This window comes from Streptomyces sp. NPDC029151 (assembly GCF_055564315.1).
In genome coordinates this window covers 1000033-1023808 of the sequence record NZ_JBVHWQ010000001.1, presented here as the reverse complement: position 1 = coordinate 1023808, position 23776 = coordinate 1000033, and the positions used below count along the sequence as shown (strand labels likewise).

The following is a 23776-nucleotide window of genomic DNA, read 5'->3' as shown; positions in this document are numbered from 1 at the left end:
GGCAGGAGTAGGGTCGGCGGCGAAACCCGGAGGTGAGGGGGACGCCATGGGACAGCCGCGGGGTGCCTTCGGCGCGCTCACGACGGTGCGGGTGACCGCCATCGCGAGTCTGACGCCCCTGGAGGAGCTGGAGGCCGACCCCTTCCTGGTGGACTCGCGCAGCCAGCACGCCATGTGCGCCCGCTGGGCCGCCGAGCGCGGCTACGTGGTCGCCCGGGAACTTCTCGTCGGCGGTCTGCGTTTCGACCACTGCGCGCTCTGGGACGGGGTGCGGCCCGGGGTGGACGTGTTCGTCGCGCCCAGCATCCGGGTGCTGCGCCGGGCCCTGTCGTCGGTGGAGGAGTTCACCGCCGAGTGCGCGCGCCGGGGGGTGCGGGTGGAGACGGTGGGGCGGGCCGAGCCGGCGTACGACGCGCAGATGAAGGCGCGGGTGCACCGCCGGCTGTCGATGCCGACGGCCGGCTACGACGGGCGGTGACCCGGCAGCGGCCCCCGACGGCCCGCCCGGGCCGGCGGCACCCCGTGTGACAAGGTGGAGGACGGCCCGGCCGGGCCGGCGGAGCGAGACGGGGCCCGCCCGCCCACGGGGGCGGGGGAGGGCCGGGACACGAGGTGTACGGGGCGTGCGAGGGGTGCGGTGGCGGCGGATCGCCAGTCAGATCGGGCGGAGCGTCGCCGTATGGGCGGTCTCCACGGTCACCATGCTGGTCCTCGCCGTGCTGCTGCCCGACTTCCAGCTCCAGTCCGCCGACGGTGACACCACCACCCGCATAGCCGTCACCGCCGCCTGCGGCGCCGGCGCCTTCGGCATCCTGTCCGCGGTGGCCTGGCCGGTCCTGGTCCGACTGCTGCTGCTCGTCCCCGCGTTCGTCCTCGGCCTGCTGGTCTTCTTCCTCAACGGCTCGCTGCTGCTGCTCGCGCTGCGCGTCAACCCCTCCGGCCGCGGCGTGGTCGCCCCGGAGACCGCCGTCATCGTGGCCGCCGCGATGTCCGCCGTCGCCTCCGCCACCGGAGGGGCCCTCGCCGTGCGCGACGACGAGGCCTACCGCCACCGGCTGCACCGCCTCGCCACCCGCGGCCGCCGCGCCCATCCGCCCTGCCCCACCGCCCCGGGCCTGGTCTGCGTCCAGCTCGACGGCGTCGGCCACGACGTCCTCGTGGACGCCGTCCGCAAGGGCCTGATGCCGACGGTGGCCCGCTGGCTGACCCCCGGCCCGGCGGCGGACGGCGTCCGCTCCTCCCACCGCCTGACCCCCTGGCGCACCGACTGGTCCAGCCAGACCGGGGCCAGCCAGCTCGGCATCCTGCACGGCAGCACCTTCGACGTGCCCGCCTTCCGCTGGTACGAGAAGGACCGCGGTGAGGTGATGGTCTGCAACCGGCCGACGAGCGCCGCCGAGCTGCAACGCCGGGCCGCACGGCACACCGGTGACGGCGGACTGCTCACCGCCGACGGCGCCAGCCGCGGCAACCTCTTCAGCGGCGGGGCCGGCGAACAGGCCCTCGTGCTGTCGATCGCCACCCGCCGCCGCGGCCGGGAGAACCGTTCCCGCGCCGGCTACTTCGCCTACTTCTCCGACCCCGCGAACGCCGTCCGCACCGCCCTGTCCTTCGTCGCCGAGGTGGCCCGCGAGATCGGCCAGTCCACCCGTGCCCGCCTGCGCGGGCAGCGTCCGCGCGTCTCCCGGGGCGGCCTCTACCCGTTCGTCCGCGCCTTCGCCACCGTCGTCGAACGGGACGTCGTGGTCGCCGCGGTCATGGGCGACATGCTCGCCGGCCGCACCTGCGTCTACGCCGACCTGGTCGCCTACGACGAGGTCGCCCACCACTCCGGCCCGCACAGCCGGGACGCCGAGAAGGTCCTGCGGCGCCTCGACCGGTCCCTCGCCCTCCTCGAACGCGTCGCCGAACACGCCCCGCGCCCCTACCGGATCGTCGTCCTCTCCGACCACGGACAGAGCCCCGGCGAAACCTTCCGCTCCCGCTACGGCCTCACCCTCGGCGACCTCGTCCGGGCCGGCTGCGGACTGCCCGTCCCGCGCCGGGCGGAGCGCACGCACAGCGGCGCCGAGGCCCGCGCCGCCGTCCGTGCCGCCCTGCGCCGGCCGGAGGAGGCCAAGACCGGGCAGCACCGCCCCGCCCGCGGCTCCGAGCCGATCGTGCTGGCCTCCGGCAACCTCGGCCTGGTCTCCTTCCCGGACGTCCCGCACCGCATGACCAAGGAGGAGATCGACGCCCGCCACCCCGCCCTGCTCCCCACCCTCGCCAACCACCCGGGCATCGGCTTCCTGCTGGTGCGCAGCGAGGAGCACGGCGGCCTGGTGCTGGGCGCCCACGGTGCCGAGATCCCGCTGGCCGGGCTGGACGACGAGCCCGGCCCGCTGGTTCCCTTCGGTCCCGGCGCCGCCGACGCCGTCCGCCGCACCCACTCCTTCCCGCACACCGCCGACATCATGGTGAACTCCGCCTACGACCCCGCCGACGGCGAAGTCCTCGCCTTCGAGGAGCAGATCGGCTCCCACGGCGGCCTCGGCGGCGCCCAGTCCCACCCGTTCCTGCTCTCCCCCCGCGACCTGTCCGCCCCGGCCGAGGACGGCGGGGAACCGGCCGGCGCCGAGCACGTCCACCGCGTACTGCGCCGCTGGCTGGGCGAGTTGTCCGGACCCCGGGTACCCCTCGCGCCGGAGGTGGAGGCGGAGCGGGCCGCCTGAAAATCGGCTGCGCGCGCACCGCGGCGGACCCAGACTGTTCGAGTCACCCGCCCCTCGAACACCCCAAGGACTCCTCGCCTTGCAGGCCGCCGTCACCGTCACCCCCGCCCGTGTCCCCGAGCTGCTCCTCGGCCTGGCCACCGTCCGGCCCGTCTTCCTGTGGGGAGCCCCGGGGATCGGCAAGTCGTCCCTGGTGCGGGAGTTCGCCGAATCGCTGGGACTGGAGTGCGTGAGCCTGCTCGGCACGCAGCTCGCGCCCGAGGACCTGATCGGCGTGCCGCAGATCCGGGACGGGCGGTCGGTGTTCTGCCCGCCGGAGGCGATCGCGCGGGACGAGCCGTACTGCCTGTTCCTGGACGAGCTCAACGCCGCCACCCCGGACGTGCAGAAGGCGTTCTACTCCCTGATCCTGGACCGCAGGATCGGGAACTACGAGCTGCCGGCGGGGTCCATCGTCATCGGCGCCGGGAACCGCTCCACCGACAACGCCCTGGCCCGGCCGCTCGCCTCCGCCCTGGTCAACCGGCTCACCCACGTCCACCTGGAGGTGTCCGCCCGGGACTGGCTCGCCTGGGCGGGGGAGAACGGCATCCACCCGTGGATCGTGGACCACCTCACCGACCGGCCCGATCACCTGTGGTCCAAGCCGCCCAAGACCGAGGAGCCGTTCTCCACGCCCCGCTCCTGGCACATGCTCTCCGACGCCCTGCACTCCTTCGGCCCCGGCCTGGACGAGCCGACGCTGGACGTCCTCGCGCACGGCACCCTGACCCCCGCGCACGCCACCGCGTTCTGCGGCTACGTCAAGGTCGTGCGCAGCCGGTTCGGGATCGAGGCGATCCTCAAGGGCGACGCCCGCTGGCCGCACCGCGTCCAGGACCGCGACCTGCTGTACTACCTCGCGGAGTCCTTCCGCGGCCGGCTCGTGAAGGAGCTGCCCGCCAGCAAGGAGCACATGTCGGCGAGCGGCCGGCAGACCGCCTACCGCGCCAAGTCGCTGCTGGTACAGCTCGCCGAGATCTCCGTCGAGGTCGCCCAGACCGTGATCGCCTCCGACGCCGACGGCAACCCGGTGCTGCCCTCGTGGTTCCTGGTCGAGGCCGCCCGGGACATGCCCCGCCTGGTGGAGGCGCGGCGGTGAGCCCGCCGAAGAAGCGACGCGACCCGGCCGGCGAGGCGTTCGCCGAGGGCATGCGGCTGCTGCGCGCCAACCCCGCCCTCGCCGCCGTGGACTTCGACGTCTGCCGCAGCGAGAGCTGCGCCCTCGCCCCGCACGAGGGCCTGCTCGTCACCGACTCCGACGGCACCGTGCACGCCCGCCCGGACCGGCTCGCCGCGCCCGGCGCCTGGGCGTGGGCGCTCGCGCACGCCGCCCTCCACCTCGGCTTCGGCCACCTGCCGGCCGCCAAGGGACAGCGCGAGCAGCCCGACCGGTACGACCTCGCGGCCCGCTGCGTCGTCGTCAACCGCTTCCTGCTCGGCTTCCCCGTCGGCACCACCCCGGAGGAACTGCCCGCGAGCTACCCCGACGGCGACGAGGAGCGGCTCGCCGCCCGCTGGCGCGCCCACGGACTGCCGCCCGCCTACGAGCGCTGCGGCACCGCCGGTTCCGCGCCCGACCAGGTACTCACCGACTGGCTCGACTGGCGCGGCCCCGCCCCGGACCGCCAGCTGGCCTTCGCCACCGCCCTGACCCGCACCGTGTCCGCCGCGATGGACATGGCCGGCGGTCGCCGGGACAACCTCGACGGCGAGCCGGCCGTGCGGCGCCCCTGGGAGCAGGCCCTCAGCTGGTTCGTCTCCTCCTACCCGCTGCTCGGGGGCATCGCGGCCGGCCTCACCCTGGTCGCCGACGCCGAACTCGCCCGCGCCCACGGCATCCAGATCGCCGCCGTCGACCCCGAGGCCGGCGAGGTCTACGTCAACCCGCTGCGCACCTTCGAGGACGAGGAGTGGCGGTTCGTCCTGGCCCACGAGATGCTGCACGCCGCCCTGCGCCACGGCGACCGCTGTGGCGCCCGCGACCCCTACCTGTTCAACGTCGCCTGCGACTACGTCATCAACGGCTGGCTGGTCGAGATGCGGGTCGGCACCATGCCCGAGGGACTGCTGTACGACCCGCAGCTGGCCGGCCTGTCCGCCGAGGAGGTCTACGACCGCATCGCCGGCGACCTGCGCCGGATGCGCCGCCTGGCCACCCTGCGCGGCAAGGGCACCGGCGACGTCCTCGGCGGCCCGCTCCGCCCGGTCCGCGACCCCGTCGACCTGGACGAGTTCTACCGCCGCGGCCTCACCCGGGGCCTGGACCTGCACCGGGCGCAGGAACGCGGCTTCCTGCCCGGCGGCCTGGTCGAGGAGATCCGCGCCCTCAGCCACCCGCCGCTGCCCTGGGACGCCCGGCTGGCCCGCTGGTTCGACGAGTTCGTGCCCCGCCCCGAGCCCGTACGGACCTACGCCCGGCCCGCGCGCCGCCAGGCCTCCACCCCCGACATCCCGCGCGCGGGCCGGTACTTCCCGCCGGAGGAGGTCGCCCGCTGCACCTTCGGGGTGGTCCTCGACACCTCCGGCTCGATGGGGCACGGCCTGCTCGGCAAGGCGCTCGGCGCGATCGCCTCCTACGCGGAGTCCCGCGACGTACCGGCCGCGCGCGTGGTGTTCTGCGACGCGGCCCCGCACGACGCCGGCTATCTGCCGGTCACCGAGATCGCGAGCCGGGTCCGGGTGCACGGGCGCGGCGGTACGGTCCTGCAGCCCGGCATCGACCTGCTGCACCGGGCCGAGGACTTCCCGCCGACCGCGCCGGTGCTGGTCGTCACCGACGGCTGGTGCGACGTGCTGCGGGTGCGCAGGGAACACGCGTATCTGATCCCGCAGGGACGTCACCTGCCGTTCACGCCGCGTGGGCCGGTCTTCAGAGTGCGATGAGCCCGGATGTGATCGGATAGGGGGATCCGGGAACCCCGGAACCGCGACACTCGCGAAAGGACGCATCGTGGCAACCACGCGCACCGCGCACACCGTCTGGGAAGGCAACCTGCTCGAAGGCAACGGAGTCGTCACCTTCGACTCCTCCGGCATCGGCCAGCAGCCGGTGTCGTGGCCCTCGCGCGCCGAGCAGGCGAACGGCAAGACCAGCCCCGAGGAGCTGATCGCCGCCGCCCACTCCAGCTGCTTCTCCATGGCCCTCTCGCACGGCCTGACCGGCGCCGGCACCCCGCCCACCCGGCTGGAGACCAAGGCCGACGTCACCTTCCAGCCGGGCGAGGGCATCACCGGCATTCACCTCACCGTGCGCGGCGAGGTGCCCGGCCTGGACGAGGAGGCCTTCCGTTCGGCCGCCGAGGACGCCAAGAAGAACTGCCCGGTCAGCCAGGCCCTGACCGGTACGACGATCACGCTGACGGCCGAGCTGGCCTGAGGCCCGCCGGCCCCGGGTGCCGCGCCCTGACGAGGGGCGCGGCACCGCCTTCGCGCCCGGCGGTCAGAGCGTGGCGCACACCGCGTCCAGCACACCGGCGTACGGCGTGCCGTAGCCGGTCAGCCGCGCCCGCAGCCGCTCCAGGCCGTCGCGGTGGTCGGCGAGCAGGCCGGTGTCGCCGGTCCGCGCGGTGAACTCCAGCACGGCCGGCAGGAAGTCGGGCAGCTCCTCGGCGCTGCACTCCAGGCCGTGCCGGCGGTACGCGTCCCGGAAGCGGACCAGGGACGTCCCGCGGCACCCGGGCTCGCCGTCGGGCCACCGGCTCAGGTAGAGGCCGTGCCGGTCCGCGAGGCCGAAGACCCGCACGTAGTGCGCGGCCAGTTCCCGCGGCGGGGTGAGGGCCGCGTGGTCGGTGAACGCCCGCAGCTGCGGGGCGGCCTCGCGCAGCAGCGGCAGCCGGGCGATCAGGTCGTCGTCCGGATAGGTCAGGCACAGGGCCGCCGCCTGGTAGAGCACCGCGTCCGAGGGCATCAGGCCTCCTTCGCGTCGTCGGACGTACGCCGCCTCCCCGGGAAGCACCCCGTACTCAGAAGCCAGGCCTCCCCGGGTAACACCCCGTACTCAGAAGCTAGGGGCGGCTCCCGCCACGCACCCGTCCGCAGACCCGTACGGGTCACCCGGCGCTCAGAGCCGCCCGCGGTGCTCGCGCAGCAGCTCCAGTGTGCGCCGGGCGGACGCGGCCCGGGCCGTCATGTGGTCCAGCACCTCCAGGTGCGCGGCCACCTCCCGGCGCGCGTCCAGGTAGAGCGCGCCGGTCAGGTACTCGGTGAACACCATGTCCGGCAGCTCCGGCTCGGCGAACCGGAACAGCGTGAACGGCGCGTACGTCCCCGGGTGCGGGCCCGCCGCGAACTCCGCTATCTGCAGCGTGACCCGGTCCCGTACGGCGTACTCCAGCAGCCGGTCCAGCTGGTCCCGCAGCACCCGCGGGCGCATGCTCACCGGACGCCGGAACACCGTCTCGTCCATGATCACCCACAGGTGGGGCGGGTCGTCCCGCTCCAGCAGCCGCTGCCGCTCCATGCGCAGCGACACGTGCCGCTCGACCGTCTCCGGCGAACTCTGCCCGATCGTCCCGGCCTCCAGCACCGCCCGCGCGTACTCCTCGGTCTGGAGCAGACCGGGCACGAAGTGCGGCTCGTAGGAGCGGATGATCCGGGCGGCGCCCTCCAGGCTGACGTACAGGCTGAACCAGTCCGGCAGCACGTCGTGGAACCGCTGCCACCAGCCCGGCTGGTTCGCCTCCTCGGCCAGCCGCACGAACGCGTCGGCCTCCTCCTCGGGCACCCCGTAGGTGCCCAGCAGCACCTGCACGTAGGGGATCTTCAGCGCGACCTCGGCCATCTCCATCCGCCGTACGGTCGCCGACGCCACCCTGAGGACCCGGGCGGCCTCGTCACGGCTGAGCCCCGCCGCCTCCCGCAGCTCCTGCAGCCGCTTGCCGAGCACCACCTGCCCCACGGTGGGCGCAGCCCGCCGTTCACTCACGCCACGCCCTCCCCTACGCGCCGATCCGCGGGGAGCAGTCTGTCACGGGTCGCCGCCTCGCACACGTGCCCGAGGCGACCGGCCGCCCCGGGTTCCGGTCAACCCACCAGAGTGTGCAGGTACTTCGCGGTCGCGGGGTCCGCCGGCAGGAACGTCTCGATGGCGAGTTCCGCGACCGTGACGTCCATCGGGGTGTTGAAGGTGGAGATGGAGGACACGAACGACAGCACCCGGCCGGCGTGCTCGATGCGCAGCGGCAGGGCGAAGTACGGTACCGGCCCGGCCGGTTCGCCGCCGGGCGGCTCCTCCGCCACCGGGTAGCCCGCCACCTCCTCGTACAGCGCGCGCAGCCGGTCCGAGCGGTGCAGGGCGATCTCCCGCTCCATCTGGGCCAGCAGGTGCCCGCGCCACTCCCGCAGGTTCCGGATCCGCGGCGCCAGCCCCTCCGGGTGCAGGGTCAGCCGCATCGCGTTCGGCGCCGGGGCCAGCAGGTGCTCCGGCACGCCCTCCAGCAGCAGGGCGATGCCCCGGTTCGCGGCGACGACCGTGTACCCGGCGTCGACCACCAGCGCGGGGTAGGGCTCGTAGCCCCGGATGAGCCGCTCCATGCCGTCGCGCAGCGCGTCCAGCGCCGGATCGTCCAGCGGAGTCTCCGGATAGCGGGGGGCGTAACCGGCCGCCAGCAGCAGGGCGTTGCGCTCCCGTACCGGCACCTCGAGCCGCTCGGCGAGCCGCAGCACCATCTCCTCGCTCGGCCGGGACCGGCCGGTCTCGACGAAGCTGATGTGCCGCGCGGAGGAGTCGGCGCGCAGCGCCAGCTCCAGCTGGGAGATCCGGCGCCGCTCCCGCCAGGCGCGCAGCAGCGGGCCGACACCCCTGTCGGTGACGGCGGCGGAGGCGGAGGGACCGGACACGGCGAGAGGCATACCGCCGACCCTAGTACCGCCGGCATGGCAGGCTGAACCCACGTCCGCCGTCCCCGCACGGGGGCAGCACCGAAGGGAGCCCGGCCATGGCCGTAGAACCGCTGTCGCAGAAGGAGATCGAGGACCGGCTGGCCGAACTGCCCGGCTGGTCCCTGGACGGTGACCGCCTCACCCGCTCCTACCGGCTCGGCTCGCACTTCGCGGCGGCGGCGCTGGTCGTCCACATCGCCGGCATCCAGGAGGAGCTGGACCACCACTCCGACCTCACCCTCGGCTACCACACCGTCTCCCTCGGCGTGAACACCCACAGCGCGGGCGGCGCCGTCACCGAGCAGGACTTCGCTCTCGCCCGCAGGGTGGAGGACATCGCCCCAGGCCACGGGGCACACTGAGCGATGTGCTCGACTACGAGAAGGAAGCCGACCACTACGACACCCTGCGCGGCGGCGAGGCCCGCGCCCACGAGGCCGCACGGGCCGTCCTCGGCCTGATACCCGGGACGTCCGGACGGCTCCTCGACGTCGCCTGCGGCACGGGGATCGTCACCCGGCGGCTCGCCGCCGCGCGTCCCGCGCTGCGGGTGACCGGCGCCGACCTCACCCCGGCCATGGTCCGCCGGGCCTCGGTCCGGCTGCCCGGCGCGGTCGTCCGGGCCGACAGCCGCCGGCTGCCCTTCCCCGACGGCACCTTCGACGCGGTCACCAGCATCTGGCTGCTGCACCTGCTGGACGACCCGGAGGACCTGCGCACGGCGGTCGCCGAGTGCGCCCGGGTGCTGCGGCCCGGCGGGGTGTACGTCACCACGGTCGACAAGGCCGCCGCGCACAACGTCGGCAGCGACATCGACGCCGTCCTCGCGGCCCGCCCGCGCCGCCCCGCGGCCGACGCCGCGGACACCGTCACCGCGCACGCCGTCCGCGTGGGGCTCCGGCCCGCCGGACAGGGCTCCTTCCGCGGCACAGGGCAGGGCCGCAGCCCGCGCAGCACCATCGCCGACCTGCGCCGCGGCTGGTTCACCCAGCTGCCGCCGGGCGAGCCGCGCACCGAGGAGTTCGCCGCGCGGCTGGCAGCCCTTCCCGACCAGGACCGCCCCCGCCCCGACCCGCGCTTCAGCCTGCGGGCCTTCCGCAGGCCGGGGCCGGCCTGATCCGCGAGCCGATGACGGCGGGCCGGCGGCCGGCCACCCGCGCGTCGAGGGCCACGGTGCCGGAGCGCACGGGCCGGAAGCGGCGAGGGGCATCAGCGGTTCGCGCTCGTCGGACGGCGGAGCCGTGGTCGTGGTGGTGGCGGAGGTCGTCGCTCGGGGACAGCGAAGGAACGGGAAGGGCGCCACCCGCTTCTCGCGGATCCGGATTGCGCGGTGCACGGCAGTCGGCCGCTTCTCCGCGTGGTCGAACGCGTCCTTCCCGCTCCTACCAGCACACCACGGGAACCGCCGGAGCACCAGAGGGGTCAGGCGGTCGTGCAGGTCCTCTCGCCCAGCCTGAACGACGCCGGCTTCCCGTTCGAGCCCGACCAGCTCCCGGTGAAGCCGAAGGCCACCGACGAGCCCGCCGCCACGGTGCCGTTCCAGCTCACGTTCTTCACCGTCACCGCCGGCCCCGACTGGGTGTGGCCGGCGTTCCAGATCTGCGTGATCTTCTGGCCGTTCGGGAAGGACCAGCCGAGGGACCAGCCGTTCCAGGCCGTCGAGCCGGTGTTGATGAGCCGCACGTCCGCCTGGAAGCCGTCCGACCACTGGTTGGAGATCTTGTACGTCACCGTGCAGGCGCCGGCCGGGGTCGGATCCGGTGTCGTACCCCCGCCCCCGCCGCTCGTGTCGGAGGTGTCGCCGTAGATCACGCCCCGGCCGTTGGTCCCGATGTACACACGGCCGTACACCCGCGGGTCGCCCGTGATCGCCGCGCCCGTCCAGCCCCACTGGTGGGCGTCGTCGTTGATGCGCGTCCAGGTCGCGCCCCTGTCCGTGGACCGGAAGATGCCGCGCACCCCGCCGATCTCGGCGCTGGTGTACAGCGTCTGGTACGAGGCTCCGGTCGCGGCCTTGCCGAAACCGATCGTGTCGGCCTGCTCGACGCCCGCCAGCCTGGTGAAGCTCGCGCCGCCGTCCGTGGAGTGCCACAGGCCGTGCGCCCCGTCCGCGGCACCGCCCGCCAGCCAGATGTCGCCCCTGGTGCCGGGCAGCGCCTTGAAGCGCACGCCGTCCCCGCTCGGCAGGCCCGTCGCCGAGGAGGCGGTGAAGGTCGCGCCGCCGTCCGTGCTGACGTAGAACTTCCCGGACCCGAAGCCGTAGAACGTCTTCGGGTCGACCCGGTCCGACTCCACGATCGCGCCGGACGGGATGCCGCTCGACGCCGACCAGGAGCTGCCGAAGCCCGTCGTGTACCGGACACCCGTGCCGGCCGGGCTCCACACGAACCGGCTGCCGTCGGACGCGGCCGCCACCGTGCCGCCCCCGCTGACCCCCGGCGGGTCCGTGCCCGCGAACCAGCCGGCGCCGTTGTCCGTCGAGAACGCGATGTGCGGGCCGGAGTCCACGTCGCCCACGCGGACGACCGTGTTCGGGTCGGACTCGGCGAAGTCCAGGCTGGTGGTCGTGGTGAAGGTGGGGGAGGTGTACATCATCGACGGCACTTCGGTGAGGTCGGTGTGCCGGAAGCCGCCGATGTCACCGAGCGCGCTGAACAGCCGGGCACCGCCGGAGGGCGGCGCCGCGAGGTCGTTGACGGCCGTCTCCTCCAGGCCCCGCACCATCGGCTTCACCGTGAAGGTGCCCCCGCTGTCCCACGCGGTCAGGTTCTCGGTGCCGTAGATCGTCGCGCCCGTCCCGTACATCATCCGGCCGGAGTCGAAGGGGTCGATCTCCAGGGACTCGGTCATCCACCCCAGTTTCGGCGTCTGTTCGGGCGGGGACGGGTCCGCCCCGAAGGTCAGCCAGGGGGAGGAGGACACGTCGATGGTGTACCGGTTCGAGCGGTCGGGGTACGACGTGTAGTCCCAGGCCTTCGTCCAGCTGCCGCCGCTGTCGGTGGAGCGGAAGATCTGCGTGTCCGGCCACCAGGAGCTGTACGCCGTCGCCATCACCGTGCCCGGGTGCTGCCGGTCGACGGTCAGTCCGCTGAAGCCGTAGGAGGTGTCGGCCTCCGCGACCGGGCTGATGTCCTTCCAGGTGCCGGTCGCCGTCGCGTACCGCCACAGCCGGCCCTTGCCGCCGTCGTAGGGGCCGCCCTTGTCGCTGTAGGCGAGATAGAGGTAGCCGTTCTCGGCGTCGAGGACGCCCTTGTGCGCCAGATGACCCGTGGGCTGCCCGGCCAGCCGGGTCCAGGTGGCGCCCGCGTCCGTGGAGCGGTAGACGGCGTTGTCCTTGTCGGCGACCCCGACGTAGATCGTCCTCGTCGCGGTCCCGGCCGACCCCGTCGACTCGTCGAAGGTGACCCAGACGATGCCCTGGTTGTCGCTCGCGTATCCCGTCGTGTCGCCCGGGTCCTGCTGGTAGGTGCCGGGGTTGGGGAAGTTCGTCACCTGCGACCAGGTCGCCCCGGAGTCCGTCGACCGCCACAGGCCCTTGCCGCTGGGCGCGCCCAGGTACAGCACGCTGTTCCTGTGCGGGTCGACCGCGAGCCGCTCGCCCATGCCCCGGCCGGGCATGTTGCCGCCCAGCTTGAACGGCAGGTCCGCCTTCCGCCAGCTCGCGCCCCGGTCGGCGGAGCGCAGCACGGCGCCGTCCGTCGGGTCCCAGCTGTTGGTGTACGTCCCGACGGCCGCGTACACCCGGTCCGGGTCGGCCTGGTCGGAGGCCAGGCTCACCACGCCGGTGTGGCCCCACTCGTTCCAGCCGACCGAGTCCAGCAGCGGGGTCCAGCTCTTCGTCGACTCCTGCCAGCGGTAGGCGCCGCCGATGTCGGTGCGGGCGTAGACGAGGTTCTTCTCGGAGCGGTTGAAGACGATCCCGGGGACGAAGCCGCCGCCGTCGATCCGGGCGTTCTTCCAGGTGTACGTGTCGGCGGCGAGGGCCGCCTTCGGGGCGCCGGCGGCGCCCAGCGCGGGCGGGGTGCCGGCGAGCAGCCCGGCGGCGAGGGCCAGTACGGCGGTGAGGACGCGGGTTCTTCGCACGGTGGGGGTCCTTCCTGGAGGGGAGCGCGCGACGACGGGGCGGCCCCCAGCCGGGTGGGGGCCGCCCGTCGCGGTACGCGGAGCCTTAGCGGGGACTATTCGAGGAGCTCCGCGTACGAGCCCATGGCCAGGGCGATGTCCGCCTGGGCCCAGAAGCGGTGGTACGTGAAGACGGGCGCGGCACCGCCCTTGAGGTAGGCCTCGATCTTCGACCAGTTGGGGTCGCTCTTGTAGAAGGACCGCAGCGAGGAGAACGTGGACGAGGAGTTGATCGCGTCACCGTTCGGCATGGTGCCGGTCCAGCCGCTCGGCACGTACACGCTGTCGTTGAACCGGCTGTAGTCGGTGCGGGTCTCGGGGACGGCGATGCCGAGGCCGTCCTGGTAGTTGTTCCACATGCCGTCCAGCAGTGCCTTCGCCGTGGACTTGGCGGCACTGTCACCGGACCTGGCGGCGTAGTACGTCAGGGTCTTGGCGTAGGCGGCGGCCACGCCGACGTCGTCGGTGTAGTCGGCGACGGTGACGTGCAGTCCGCTGTTGGAACCGGGGCTCGACGCGTTCCAGGTGTCGGGCTGACCCGACCACTGGAGGGTGGAGGGGATCCGGTAGGTGCCGTCCGGGTTGATCGTGGTCTTGGACAGCGCCCACTTCACCCACTTGTCGAGGACCGCCTTGGCCTGGGCGTTCCCGGTCTGCTGGTAGTACTCGGCGACCCGCTCCATCGACCACGCCTGGAAGCCGAACCACTGGTTGGACGGCGGGTCGTGGTAGACGGGCTGCGAGTCGTAGTACATGCCGTAGAAGGTGGACGCTCCGGCCGGCGGGCTGGCGTACCGGCCCTGCCAGCTGTTGGTCGCGCCGCCCGCGATCCCGCCCTCGGAGGACTGGAGCCACTGGTAGAACTCCAGCTGCCGCTGGAGCGACTTGCCCCAGTCGGAGGCGCCCGTCGCCGACTTGGGCTTCAGGTCGGCGGTGGAGCTGAGCGCGTAGGCGGCGAGGGGGTTCTGGTAGCCGCCGTGGACATGGCTGGAGCCGATCCGCCAGGCCCAGCCGGCGGAGGTGTCGACGGCGCCGCCCCAGGCGTAGTACCAGGACAGCAGGTAGTGCGAGGCGTCCTTGCCGGTGCCGGCCGGGCAGGACGGGCTGGTGCAGTTGCCGATCTTCTTGAAGTACTTGTCGTACATCGCGTACCGCAGGTAGTCGCCCATCTTCGCGGCCTTGGCGACCGTCCCGGACACGTCACCGCTCTTGCCCTGCGCCTTCGCCCACACGTCGGCCCAGTAGGCGGCCTGCACCGCGCGCGCGTCCGCGTCCGGGGCGTCGGTGTACTTCCACTGCTTGGCGTAGGAGCTGTCGCCGGTGAACAGGTCCAGGTAGCCGTTCTTGCCGCCGTACTTGAAGGCGTCGCAGGTCGGCTGCGGGACGGTCTCCCAGACGGACTCCTGCGCGCCGCGCTGGAAGGTGTTGATGTACGACGGTCCGGTGGCCGTGGGGCCGGCCTCGCACTTGCCGGGCTCGTTGCCGTAGCCGTAGACGTTGTCCACGTCCTGGATCCAGTGCATGCCGTAGACGTCGTCCGTGCCGTAGGCCGACTTCAGCTCACCGGCGATCGGGTCCGAGCCCACCGGCACCGAGGTGTCCAGCTTCGCCGGGTACTCGTTCGGCGTGTCCAGCTCGGGAGCGTACGTCGCCGGCTTGGAGGCGTTGTAGAAGGAGTTGGTCGGCTGGTCGGCGTGCGTGGGGATCATGTACTTCTCCATGAGGTCCCACGCGCCGTTGAACTTCGACCAGTCACCGGTGACCTTGCCGTACATCGCCTGCAGCCAGAGAAGGTAGCTGTACGCCTCCGACGTGGTCTCGTGGCCCTGGTCCGGCGCCTCGACGATCAGCGTCTCCACCGAGTGGTACGGAATGCCCTCGGGGGAGAAGTAGCCGTTCGCCGGGTTGGTGATCTTTCCGTAGAGGTCCAGGAAGCGGGCGTCGTACGCCTTCGACGCGGGCAGCTCGGTGACGGTGACCGTCGCCTTGGTGTGGCCGGTGGCCGAGGCGGTGAAGGTCGCGCTGCCGGTGCCGGAGGAGTCCGCCGTGATGGTCACCGGCTGCGCGGTGTTCCAGTTCGACGGGGTGAAGGTCAGCGAGGAGCCACCGGTCACGGACAGGCCGGAGTTGCCGTCCGTGCGGGCCGTGTTCACGGTGACGTTCGCGCTGGGCTGCGTCGACAGCTTCACCGAGAAGGTGCCCGACTTGCCCTGCTGCACCCCGAGCTGGCTCGGCGAGGCGACCACGGCGGGGCCGGAGGCGACGGTGATGCCGACCGGGGTGGAGGCGGCGGACGCGCCCAGGCTGTCGTACGCCTTCGCCACCAGGGAATGACTGCCCACGGACAAGCTGGAGGCCGAGAGCGAGTACGGCGCGCTCGTGTCCGTGCCCAGCAGCGTGGTGTCGTCGTAGAACTCCACCTTGCTGATGGTCGCGTTGTCGGCCGCCGCCGCGGTCGCCGCGAGCGGCACCGCCTGTCCCTGCGAGTAGACCGCGCCCGCGCTCGGGCTGGTCAGCACGGTCACCGGCGGCTGGTGGGCGCCTGCGCAGGTGGTGCCGTTGACGGCGAAGGAGGTGGGCGCGGTGTTGGTGCCGCTGTAGGTGAACTGGGCGCCGGTGGAGACGGCGGCGCCCGCCGCGATGGTGCCGTTGTAGGAGGCGTTCTTCGCGGTGACCGTCTGGCCGGACTGGGACCAGGTGCCGTTCCAGCCGTTGCTGAGCTTCTGGTTGCCCGCATAGGCGTACGTCAGCGTCCAGCCGTTGATGCTGTCCGTGCCGCGGTTGGTGATCGTGAGGTCGGCGGTGAAGCCCGAACCCCAGTCGTTCGTCTTGTAGTCGACGCTGCACTGCACGGACGCCGCGTGCGCGGCGGTGTTCGCGGTGGCGAGCATCGACAGGGGCAGGGCGAACGCGGCGGCCACCGCGGGCCACAGCCGGCGCGCCGATCTGCGTGTGCGTCCGGGATCCATGGGCTGGTTCCTCCTTGCGGGCATGGCGGCTCGGTCGGACGTCAAGGCTTGAACCAGTGGGAGCGCTCCCATAGTGGGGACGGGGCCGGGACCGGTCAAGGTGCTTGATGAGTCGAAAAGATTCGACGGATCCGGTTCAGGAAAAGTGAAGCAGCGCCCCTGGGCATTCCCGCCACTTGGCGCTACCTTCACTCGCACCAGTGGGAGCGATTCCGTTCAGTCGACGCGTCCGTCACGACGCGCCAGCCTGCAAGGAGTCGCTCATGCGACACCCCCCGCGTTCAGTACTTTTATCCACCGCCGGTGCGGTCGCGCTCGCCTCGAGCGCGCTCGTCCCGGCGGCATCGGCCCAGGCCTCCGCACCCGCGTGCACGGTGGAGTACACCGTCACCAGCCAGTGGGACGGCGGCTTCCAGGGCTCCGTGAAGATCACCAACAACCAGGCCGCGCTGAGCGGTTGGAAACTCACCTTCGACCTGCCCGGCGGGCAGAAGGTCACCCAGGGCTGGAACGCCAGGTGGTCCCAGTCCGGCACCACCGTGACCGCCGCCAACGAGGGCTGGAACGGCGCGCTCGGCACCGGCGCGAGCGTGAGCGCCGGATTCCTCGCCTCCTCGGCGGGCGGCGACACCGCGCCCGCCGTGTTCAAGCTCAACGGCACCACCTGCAACGCCGACAGCGAGCCGACCGACCCGCCGCCGACGGACCCGCCCCCGGCCGGCGGCACCGCGCCCGCGCTGCACGTCTCCGGCAACAAGTTCGCCGACGCCGGCGGCAGGACCCGCCGTCTGCTCGGCGTCAACCGGTCCGGCGGCGAGTTCATGTGCGTGCAGGGCTACGGCATCTGGGACGGCCCGGTGGACGACGCGGCGATCAAGGCGATCGCCGACTGGAAGGCTAACGCGGTGCGCATCCCGCTCAACGAGGAGTGCTGGCTGGGCCTTTCCCACATCAAGCCCGAGTACGGCGGCGCCGCCTACATCGCCGCCGTCAAGGACCTGGTGGCCCGCGTCGAGGCGCACGGCCTGACCCCGATCGTCGAACTGCACTGGTCCCACGGCCAGTACACGGGGAACTCGGCCGGCTGCTCCGACGTGCACGCCACCTGTCAGAAGCCGATGCCCGACATGCAGTACAGCCCCGCGTTCTGGGCGTCCGTGGCGAACACCTTCAAGGACGACCAGGCGACCGTGTTCGACCTGTTCAACGAGCCCTACCCGGACCGGGCGACCTCCAGTACCACGGACGCCTGGAAGTGCTGGCGGGACGGCGGCACCTGCCCCGGCATCTCCTACGAGGTCGCCGGCATGCAGGACCTCGTGGACAGCATCCGGGCCACCGGCGCCAGGAACGTCGTCATGGCCGGCGGGCTCGCGTACGCGAACGACCTCAGCCAGTGGAACACGTACAGGCCCACCGACCCGGCCGGCAATCTCGCGGCCGCCTACCACGTCTACAACTTCAACACCTGCTCGACCGAGAGCTGCTGGAACTCCACGCTCGCACCCGTGGCCGCCCAGGTCCCCCTGGTCGCCGGGGAGATCGGTGAGAACACCTGCGCCCACGGGTTCACCGACCGGGTCATGAAGTGGTTCGACGACCGGAACCTGTCGTACCTCGGCTGGACCTGGAACACCTGGGACTGCTCCTCCGGGCCGTCCCTGATCTCCGCCTACGACGGCACACCCACCGCGTACGGCACCGGGCTGCGCGACCACCTGCGCGCCCTCAACCCGTAGATCCCAACGGAACACCGAAGGAACCCGCACTCATGAGTCGTACCACCCATACCACACTGCTGGTGGCCCTGGGGCTTCTCGCCGGCGCCTCCGGAACGGCGTTCGCGGCCCTGCCGTCCGGCTCGGCTTCCGCCGCCGCCCCGGCCTGCGCCGTCGACTACAAGATCCAGAGCCAGTGGGACACCGGCTTCACCGCCGCCGTGACCGTCACCAACAACGGCGCCGCCAAGTCCGGCTGGGCGCTGAAGTGGACGTTCGGCGGCAGCCAGAAGGTCACCAGCGGCTGGAGCGCGAAGATCACCCAGAGCGGGACCGCGGTCACCGCCGCCAACGAGAGCTACAACGGCACGCTCGCGGCCGGCGGCACGGTCAGCTTCGGCTTCAACGGCTCCTACAGCGGAACCAACTCCGTCCCGGCCACCTTCACGCTCGACGGCGTCACCTGCAACGTCGACGGCGGCAGCGGCGGAAGCACCGGCGGCAGCACCGGCGGAGACACGGGAGGCGGTACCGGGGGCAGCACGGGCGGAGACACGGGAGGCGGTACCGGGGGCAGCACCGGTGGAGGCACGGGAGGCAGCACCGGCGGCAGCACCGGCGGCGGAGACGGCGGGAACACCGGCAGCCGCGCCGACAACCCCTATGCCGGCGCCAAGGGTTACGTGAACCCCGAGTGGTCGGCCAAGGCCGCCGCCGAACCGGGCGGCAGCCGTGTCGCCAACCAGCCCACCGCGGTCTGGCTCGACCGGATCGCCACCATCAACGGCGTGAACGGCGGCATGGGGCTGCGCGCCCACCTCGACGAGGCACTGAAGCAGAAGGGCTCCGGCGAACTGGTCGTCCAGCTCGTCATCTACGACCTGCCCGGCCGCGACTGCTCCGCCCTCGCCTCCAACGGCGAACTGGGGCCGAACGACATCGACAAGTACAAGACCCAGTACATCGACCCGATCGCGTCGATCCTCTCCGACCCCAAGTACGCGGGCCTGCGGATCGCCACCGTCATCGAGCCGGACTCCCTGCCCAACCTGGTCACCAACGCGGGCGGCACCGCCGGCAGCACCGACGCCTGCGCGACCATGAAGTCCAACGGCAACTACGAGAAGGGCGTCAGCTACGCCCTGGACAAGCTGGGCGCCATCCCGAACGTCTACAACTACATCGACGCCGGCCACCACGCCTGGCTCGGCTGGGACTCCAACCTCGGGCCCACCGTCCAGGAGTTCTACAAGGTCGCCACCACCAACGGCGCGAGCCTGAGCGACGTGACCGGCTTCATCGTCAACACCGCCAACTACAGCGCCACCAAGGAGCCGTACTTCAAGGTCACCGACAGCGTCAACGGGCAGACCGTGCGCCAGTCGAAGTGGGTGGACTGGAACCAGTACGTGGACGAGCAGTCCTTCGCCCAGGCGCTGCGCGACAAGCTGGTCGCGGCCGGGTTCAGCAGCAACCTCGGCATGCTGATCGACACCTCCCGCAACGGCTGGGGCGGCTCCGCCCGGCCCACCAAGTCCGGCCCGCTGACCTCCGTCGACGACTACGTCAACGGCAGCCGCGTCGACCGGCGCATCCACGCCGGCAACTGGTGCAACCAGAGCGGTGCCGGCCTCGGTGAACGGCCGACCGCGGCCCCGGCGGCCGGGATCGACGCCTACGTGTGGGTCAAGCCCCCGGGGGAGTCGGACGGAGCCAGCTCCGCCGTCTCCAACGACGAGGGCAAGGGCTTCGACCGGATGTGCGACCCGACCTACGGCGGCAACGCCCGCAACGGCAACAACCCCACCGGCGCGCTGCCGAACGCACCGCTGGCCGGGCACTGGTTCTCCGCCCAGTTCCAGCAGCTGGTGCAGAACGCCTACCCGCCGCTGTCCTGACGCGGTGACCCCGCCGGGGCCCGGGTGCCACCCTCCCGGGCCCCGGCGGACGGAACGGCATCCCGTTTTGCCGGACCGGCAACAGAAGTGGCCTCCGCCCGGCATGCCGTCGCACCCTGACGGCATGCCGGGAGAGAGGCTGACCACCATGGCGCACGACCACCACCAGCACGGGCACGGGTACGGACACGGCACGGACGTCGACTGGAACGAGATGGGCCCCCTGCTGGAGTCGCAGGCGGAACTGTTCGGACCGGTCTACGAACGGGCCATGGCCTGGCTCGGGCAGGAGGTGACCGAGCCGGGGCTGATCGTGGACGCGGGCAGCGGTCCCGGAGTGGTCTCCTGCCTGTTCGCCGAGGCGTTCCCCGGGGCCCGGGTCGTCGCCGTCGACGCCGCCGCGCCACTGCTGGAGCGCGCCCGTGCCCGCGCCGCCCGCCAGGGCGTGGCCGACCGCTTCGGCACCCTCGCCGGTGAACTGCCCGGTGTTCTGGACGCGTTGGAGTATCCGGCGGACCTGCTGTGGGCCGGCCGGAGCCTGCACCACCTCGGCGACCAGCGGGCCGCGCTCGCCGCGTTCGCCGCGCGGCTCGCCCCCGGCGGCACCCTCGCCCTCCTGGAGGGCGGTCTGCCCTCCCGCTTCCTGCCCCGGGACATCGGCATCGGCCGCCCCGGACTCCAGGCGCGGATGGACGCGCTGGGGGAGGAGTGGTTCGCCCGGATGCGCGCCGGCCTGCCGGGCTCGGTCGCCGAGACCGAGGACTGGCCCGCCCTGCTGACCTCCGCCGGCCTCAGGCACACCCGTACCCGGACCTTCCTGCTCGACCTGCCCGCCCCCGTCGGCGACCGGGCCCGCGGCTATGTCGCCGCGCACCTGTCCCGGCTGCGCGAGGGCGTCGGGGACGCCCTGGACGCCGAGGACCGCGCCACCCTCGACCGGCTGCTCGACCCGTTGGACCCGGCGAGCGTGCACGTCCGGCCCGACGTGTTCGTGCTGGGCGCGCACACCGTGCACGCGGCCGTCCGGCGGGACTGACCCGGACACTTGACTTCGAGCGCTCTCCACGTGATGGACTCCCTGCGATCACCGACACCACAGGGGGCCCGCATGACCACGAACGACGCTCCGGTCGCACTCGTCACCGGCGGAGGCACCGGCATCGGCGCGGCCGTCGCCCGGCGGCTGCTGGACGCCGGGTGGCGGGTCACCGTCACCGGGCGCACGGAGCAGCGGCTGCGGGACTTCGCCGACGGACTCGGCAATCCGGCGGAGCTGCGGACGGTGGCCGGTGACGCGGCGGCCTACGAGGACGTCCAGGACGCGGTCGACCGCACGCTCGAGGCCTTCGGCCGGCTGGACACCGTCGTCGCCAACGCCGGGGTCGCCACGCACGACACGGTCGCCGAGGGCGACCCGGCCGGCTGGTCCGAGATGGTGCTCACCAACGTCCTGGGCCCGGCCCTGCTGATCAGGGCCTCCGTCGAGGCACTGAAGGAGACCGGCGGCCGGATCGTCCTCGTCGGCAGCGTCGCCGGGTTCGTGAACGCCCCGGGCAACCTCTACGGCGCCACCAAGTGGGCGATCACCGGGCTGGCCGAGAACACCCGGCGCCAGGTCACGGACTTCGGGATCGGCGTGACGCTGGTCGCCCCCGGCCGGGTGGAGACCCCGTTCTGGGACGGGCTCGGCCACCTGCCCCCGGGGCATCTGCTCACCGCCGGCCAGATCGCCGAGTCGGTCGTGTGGGCGATCCGGCAGCCGGCCGGGGTCGACGTCAACACCGTCGTCATACGCCCGCTGGGCCAGCCCAACTGACGTACGCCGCACCTTAGTTGGCGGCGATGAACTGCTTGGCCAGCTGGTCGCCGAGGGAGACCGCGGCACTGTGGCTCTCGATGGGGGTGACCTTGGAGTTCTTGAACAGGATGTAGGTCACGCCCGAGTCGGTGCCGCCCGTCTCCGGGTCGGGGTCGATGCCGAGTGCCTTGGCGGTGGCGTACGACGCCTCGCCGATGATCTTCGAGGGGCCGGTGTCGCCGACGACGGCGTACTCGACCTTGTTGTTGTAGATGACGGCGACCACACCGCCGCCCTTGATGCCGGCGTTCGTGTAGTTCCAGATGCTGCTGGTGCTGGGCACCACGACGTACGGCAGGGTCTCCGCCTTCAGCGGCTTGCCGTCGGACTGGTGGAAGGCGGTGTCGTCCTGGTACCAGGGGTCGCGGTCCTCGTTGCAGTTGGCGGTGCGCTGGCCGTCGCAGTCGACGTCCATGTCGGCCTTCCAGAACACCGCGCCGTTCTTGCCGCACACGGGGACCGTGGCCGAGGTCTCGTCGTCGGTCTTGTACTTGCCGGTGGAGACCTGCGTACAGGACGTCACCTTGGCGAGGAGGTCGGCGGCGCCGACCGTGCCCTCCTGGGCGGACCCGGGAGCGGACCGGGGGGCGGCGGCGGAGGCGTGCGCGGGCAGGAGTCCGGCGGCGAGCAGGGCGGTGCCGGACGCCGCGGCGAGAGTCAGTGATCGGAGACGCACGTGGGGGGTCCCTTCTGTTAGGAAAGTTTCCTTACCAGATGGTCCACCACGGTGGTCCATCGCCATGCCCCCGTCAACCCCGGGATGGCGAACGGCTGAAATCGGTGCGTATTGCGGTGATTTGCCGCGCCGGGGAGACTGGACAGTACGGATGTATCCGGATACGTCCGGCCCTGTTCCGGCGGTCGCCGTGGCCCGGAGGTGAGGCTCATGTTCGTACGCGCGGTGTACGCGACCGGAGATCCGGCGCTGCTCGGCACGGCCTTCCGGTCACTGAACGGCGAGGGGCGGGACCTGCTGGAGGAGCGCCCCGGATACCGCGGCGCGGGCGTGTTCGCGGACCGGGAACTCGGCAAGCTCCTCGCGGTGAGCTGGTGGGGGACCGAGGAGGACCAGCGGCACAGCGACGAGGTGATGCGGGAGCGGCGCGGGGCGCTGCTGGAACCGTTCGCGGGCACCGTGTCGGTCGCCCACTACGAGGCGCCGGTGTTCCATCAGGTCAGGCCGCCACGGCAGGGCGGCGGACTGCGCTACTGCCGGATGGAGTTCGACCCGCGCGACGCGGATCTGGTCATCGACACCTTCCGGGCCACGGTGGTGCCGAAGGCCGAGTCGCTGCCCGGACTGGCCAGGACCACTTTGCTGATCGACCGTGACCGGGGGCGGGCCCTGGCCGGCACCGTGTTCGTGGACCGCGCCTCCATGGCGGCCTCGCGCGGTGCCGTGGCGGCCGCGCGCCACGAGGCGTCGACGAAGGCGCACGCGGACGTCGTCGGGCTGGAGGAGTTCGAGGTGGTGTACGCGGACGTGCGGTTGGAGTGAGCCGGGCGTGCGGCTGGAGTGCGCCGGGCGTGCGCTTCGCGCGAGACGACGGGACGGCCGTGCGGCCCGCGGCAGGGCGGGGCGCACGGCCGTCCGCGGCGCGGGGCGGTGTCGCCCGGGCCGGCGTGTCAGGCCGTCCGGGGTGTCACCGTCCGGGGTGTCACCGTCCGGCGTGTCAGGCCATGTCGAAGGCGGCCGGGTCGGGGCCGAGCCGCCGCTCCTCGTCGAGCGCGCTGATCGCCGCGAGGTCCTCGTCGTCCAGGCTGAAGTCGAACACCTCGATGTTCTCCCTGATCCGGGACGGCGTCACGGACTTCGGGATCACGATGTTGCCGAGCTGGAGGTGCCAGCGCAGCACGATCTGGGCCGGGGTGCGGTCGTGCTTGCGCGCGATCGCGACGATCGCCGGGACTTCCAGCAGGCCCTTGCCCTGGCCGAGCGGCGACCAGGCCTCGGTGGCGATGCCGTGCTCCGCGTGGACCTCGCGCGCCTGCTGCTGCTGCAGGTGCGGGTGCAGCTCGATCTGGTTGACCGCGGGGACGACGGAGGTCTCCGCGAGCAGCCGCCGCAGGTGCTCCGGCAGGAAGTTGGAGACGCCGATGGCGCGGGCCCGGCCGTCGGCGAGCAGCTTCTCGAACGCCTTGTAGGTGTCGACGTACCTGTCCCGGGACGGCAGCGGCCAGTGGATCAGGTACAGGTCGACGTAGTCGAGCCCCAGCTTCCCCAGGGACGCGTCGAAGGCACGCAGCGTGGAGTCGTAGCCTTGGTCGCTGTTCCAGAGCTTGGTGGTGACGAAGATGTCCTCGCGGGGCAGGCCGGAGGCGGCGATGGCCTTGCCGGTGCCCTCTTCGTTGCCGTAGATCGCAGCGGTGTCGATGCTGCGGTACCCGGCCTCCAGCGCCGTGGCGACGGCCCGCTCGGCCTCGTCGTCCGGCACCTGCCAGACGCCGAAGCCCAGCTGGGGCATCTCGACGCCGTTGTTGAGGATGATCGGGGGGACCTTGCTGCTCACGAGCCTCTTGATCCTTCGGTTGTCGACAGGTGGTACTCCCATGGTCAACGATCACGGGCCGTTCCGCA

At 72.5% G+C, this 23776-nt stretch carries 19 protein-coding genes; 12 read left to right on the top strand and 7 right to left on the bottom strand.

Annotated elements, in window-relative coordinates:
- Positions 1-46 precede the first annotated feature (46 nt).
- From ACZ4VF_RS03950 to ACZ4VF_RS03930, 5 genes are all read left to right on the top strand, one after another.
- Positions 47-478, top strand: a complete 432-nt coding sequence (locus ACZ4VF_RS03950; RefSeq protein ID WP_467923005.1) for a hypothetical protein — start codon at positions 47-49, stop codon at positions 476-478.
- 145 nt (positions 479-623) lie between these two features.
- Positions 624-2711 carry a phage holin family protein gene (locus ACZ4VF_RS03945; protein ID WP_467923003.1) on the top strand — a complete coding sequence of 696 codons (2088 nt, stop codon included), beginning with the start codon at positions 624-626 and terminating at the stop codon, positions 2709-2711.
- A 79-nt stretch (positions 2712-2790) separates the two neighbouring features.
- Positions 2791-3852: an ATP-binding protein gene (locus ACZ4VF_RS03940; RefSeq protein ID WP_467923001.1), complete on the top strand. Its 1062-nt coding sequence runs from the start codon at positions 2791-2793 to the stop codon at positions 3850-3852.
- A 50-nt stretch (positions 3853-3902) separates the two neighbouring features.
- Entirely contained in the window at positions 3903-5636 is a 1734-nt protein-coding gene (locus tag ACZ4VF_RS03935; RefSeq protein WP_467923766.1) for a vWA domain-containing protein, read from the top strand.
- 67 nt (positions 5637-5703) lie between these two features.
- Positions 5704-6129, top strand: coding sequence for an OsmC family protein (locus tag ACZ4VF_RS03930; protein ID WP_467922999.1), 426 nt, complete (start codon positions 5704-5706; stop codon positions 6127-6129).
- A gap of 63 nt (positions 6130-6192) precedes the next feature.
- On the opposite strand, the gene narJ is transcribed toward ACZ4VF_RS03930, so the two are convergent.
- From narJ to ACZ4VF_RS03915, 3 genes are all read right to left on the bottom strand, one after another.
- The gene (narJ, locus tag ACZ4VF_RS03925) at positions 6193-6660 is read right to left on the bottom strand and encodes a nitrate reductase molybdenum cofactor assembly chaperone (RefSeq protein ID WP_467922997.1); all 468 of its coding nucleotides are present in this window, start codon (positions 6658-6660) and stop codon (positions 6193-6195) included.
- 153 nt (positions 6661-6813) lie between these two features.
- Positions 6814-7677, bottom strand: a complete 864-nt coding sequence (locus ACZ4VF_RS03920; protein ID WP_467922995.1) for a helix-turn-helix domain-containing protein — start codon at positions 7675-7677, stop codon at positions 6814-6816.
- A gap of 98 nt (positions 7678-7775) precedes the next feature.
- Positions 7776-8603, bottom strand: coding sequence for a helix-turn-helix domain-containing protein (locus tag ACZ4VF_RS03915; protein ID WP_467922993.1), 828 nt, complete (start codon positions 8601-8603; stop codon positions 7776-7778).
- Positions 8604-8689: 86 nt separating this feature from the next.
- On the opposite strand from ACZ4VF_RS03915, the gene ACZ4VF_RS03910 reads away from it, so the two are divergent.
- Positions 8690-8995 (top strand): 4a-hydroxytetrahydrobiopterin dehydratase, encoded by a 306-nt coding sequence (locus ACZ4VF_RS03910; protein WP_467922991.1) that lies wholly within the window; start codon positions 8690-8692, stop codon positions 8993-8995.
- A gap of 5 nt (positions 8996-9000) precedes the next feature.
- Entirely contained in the window at positions 9001-9750 is a 750-nt protein-coding gene (locus tag ACZ4VF_RS03905) for a class I SAM-dependent methyltransferase (RefSeq protein WP_467922989.1), read from the top strand.
- A 305-nt stretch (positions 9751-10055) separates the two neighbouring features.
- Here ACZ4VF_RS03905 and ACZ4VF_RS03900 read toward each other — a convergent pair whose 3' ends face one another.
- Both ACZ4VF_RS03900 and ACZ4VF_RS03895 read right to left on the bottom strand, forming a co-directional pair.
- Positions 10056-12716 carry a cellulose binding domain-containing protein gene (locus tag ACZ4VF_RS03900; protein ID WP_467922987.1) on the bottom strand — a complete coding sequence of 887 codons (2661 nt, stop codon included), beginning with the start codon at positions 12714-12716 and terminating at the stop codon, positions 10056-10058.
- Between the two features lie 95 nt (positions 12717-12811).
- Positions 12812-15724, bottom strand: coding sequence for a glycoside hydrolase family 48 protein (locus ACZ4VF_RS03895; RefSeq protein WP_467922986.1), 2913 nt, complete (start codon positions 15722-15724; stop codon positions 12812-12814).
- 263 nt (positions 15725-15987) lie between these two features.
- Here ACZ4VF_RS03895 and ACZ4VF_RS03890 point away from each other — a divergent pair, with 263 nt between their 5' ends.
- From ACZ4VF_RS03890 to ACZ4VF_RS03875, 4 genes are all read left to right on the top strand, one after another.
- Positions 15988-17463, top strand: coding sequence for a cellulose binding domain-containing protein (locus ACZ4VF_RS03890; RefSeq protein ID WP_467922985.1), 1476 nt, complete (start codon positions 15988-15990; stop codon positions 17461-17463).
- A gap of 32 nt (positions 17464-17495) precedes the next feature.
- Positions 17496-19340, top strand: a complete 1845-nt coding sequence (locus ACZ4VF_RS03885; protein WP_467922983.1) for a glycoside hydrolase family 6 protein — start codon at positions 17496-17498, stop codon at positions 19338-19340.
- 148 nt (positions 19341-19488) lie between these two features.
- Positions 19489-20376 (top strand): methyltransferase, encoded by an 888-nt coding sequence (locus ACZ4VF_RS03880; RefSeq protein WP_467923765.1) that lies wholly within the window; start codon positions 19489-19491, stop codon positions 20374-20376.
- 72 nt (positions 20377-20448) lie between these two features.
- Positions 20449-21156 (top strand): SDR family oxidoreductase, encoded by a 708-nt coding sequence (locus tag ACZ4VF_RS03875; RefSeq protein ID WP_467922982.1) that lies wholly within the window; start codon positions 20449-20451, stop codon positions 21154-21156.
- Positions 21157-21169: 13 nt separating this feature from the next.
- On the opposite strand, the gene ACZ4VF_RS03870 is transcribed toward ACZ4VF_RS03875, so the two are convergent.
- Positions 21170-21874: a glycoside hydrolase family 75 protein gene (locus ACZ4VF_RS03870; protein ID WP_467922980.1), complete on the bottom strand. Its 705-nt coding sequence runs from the start codon at positions 21872-21874 to the stop codon at positions 21170-21172.
- Between the two features lie 210 nt (positions 21875-22084).
- Between ACZ4VF_RS03870 and ACZ4VF_RS03865 the strand changes: the two genes are divergently transcribed.
- Positions 22085-22696, top strand: coding sequence for a hypothetical protein (locus ACZ4VF_RS03865; RefSeq protein ID WP_467922978.1), 612 nt, complete (start codon positions 22085-22087; stop codon positions 22694-22696).
- A 175-nt stretch (positions 22697-22871) separates the two neighbouring features.
- On the opposite strand, the gene ACZ4VF_RS03860 is transcribed toward ACZ4VF_RS03865, so the two are convergent.
- The gene (locus ACZ4VF_RS03860; protein WP_467922976.1) at positions 22872-23708 is read right to left on the bottom strand and encodes an aldo/keto reductase; all 837 of its coding nucleotides are present in this window, start codon (positions 23706-23708) and stop codon (positions 22872-22874) included.
- Positions 23709-23776: the final 68 nt, after the last annotated feature.

Coding starts and splice junctions, on each gene's coding strand:
- ACZ4VF_RS03950 (WP_467923005.1), top strand. CDS start 47: ATGGGACAGCCGCGGGGTGCCTTCGGCGCGCTCACGACGGTGCGGGTG.
- ACZ4VF_RS03935 (WP_467923766.1), top strand. CDS start 3,903: ATGCGGCTGCTGCGCGCCAACCCCGCCCTCGCCGCCGTGGACTTCGAC.
- narJ (WP_467922997.1), bottom strand. CDS start 6,660: ATGCCCTCGGACGCGGTGCTCTACCAGGCGGCGGCCCTGTGCCTGACC.
- ACZ4VF_RS03915 (WP_467922993.1), bottom strand. CDS start 8,603: ATGCCTCTCGCCGTGTCCGGTCCCTCCGCCTCCGCCGCCGTCACCGAC.
- ACZ4VF_RS03910 (WP_467922991.1), top strand. CDS start 8,690: ATGGCCGTAGAACCGCTGTCGCAGAAGGAGATCGAGGACCGGCTGGCC.
- ACZ4VF_RS03895 (WP_467922986.1), bottom strand. CDS start 15,724: ATGGATCCCGGACGCACACGCAGATCGGCGCGCCGGCTGTGGCCCGCG.
- ACZ4VF_RS03890 (WP_467922985.1), top strand. CDS start 15,988: ATGCGACACCCCCCGCGTTCAGTACTTTTATCCACCGCCGGTGCGGTC.
- ACZ4VF_RS03885 (WP_467922983.1), top strand. CDS start 17,496: ATGAGTCGTACCACCCATACCACACTGCTGGTGGCCCTGGGGCTTCTC.
- ACZ4VF_RS03880 (WP_467923765.1), top strand. CDS start 19,489: ATGGCGCACGACCACCACCAGCACGGGCACGGGTACGGACACGGCACG.
- ACZ4VF_RS03875 (WP_467922982.1), top strand. CDS start 20,449: ATGACCACGAACGACGCTCCGGTCGCACTCGTCACCGGCGGAGGCACC.
- ACZ4VF_RS03865 (WP_467922978.1), top strand. CDS start 22,085: ATGTTCGTACGCGCGGTGTACGCGACCGGAGATCCGGCGCTGCTCGGC.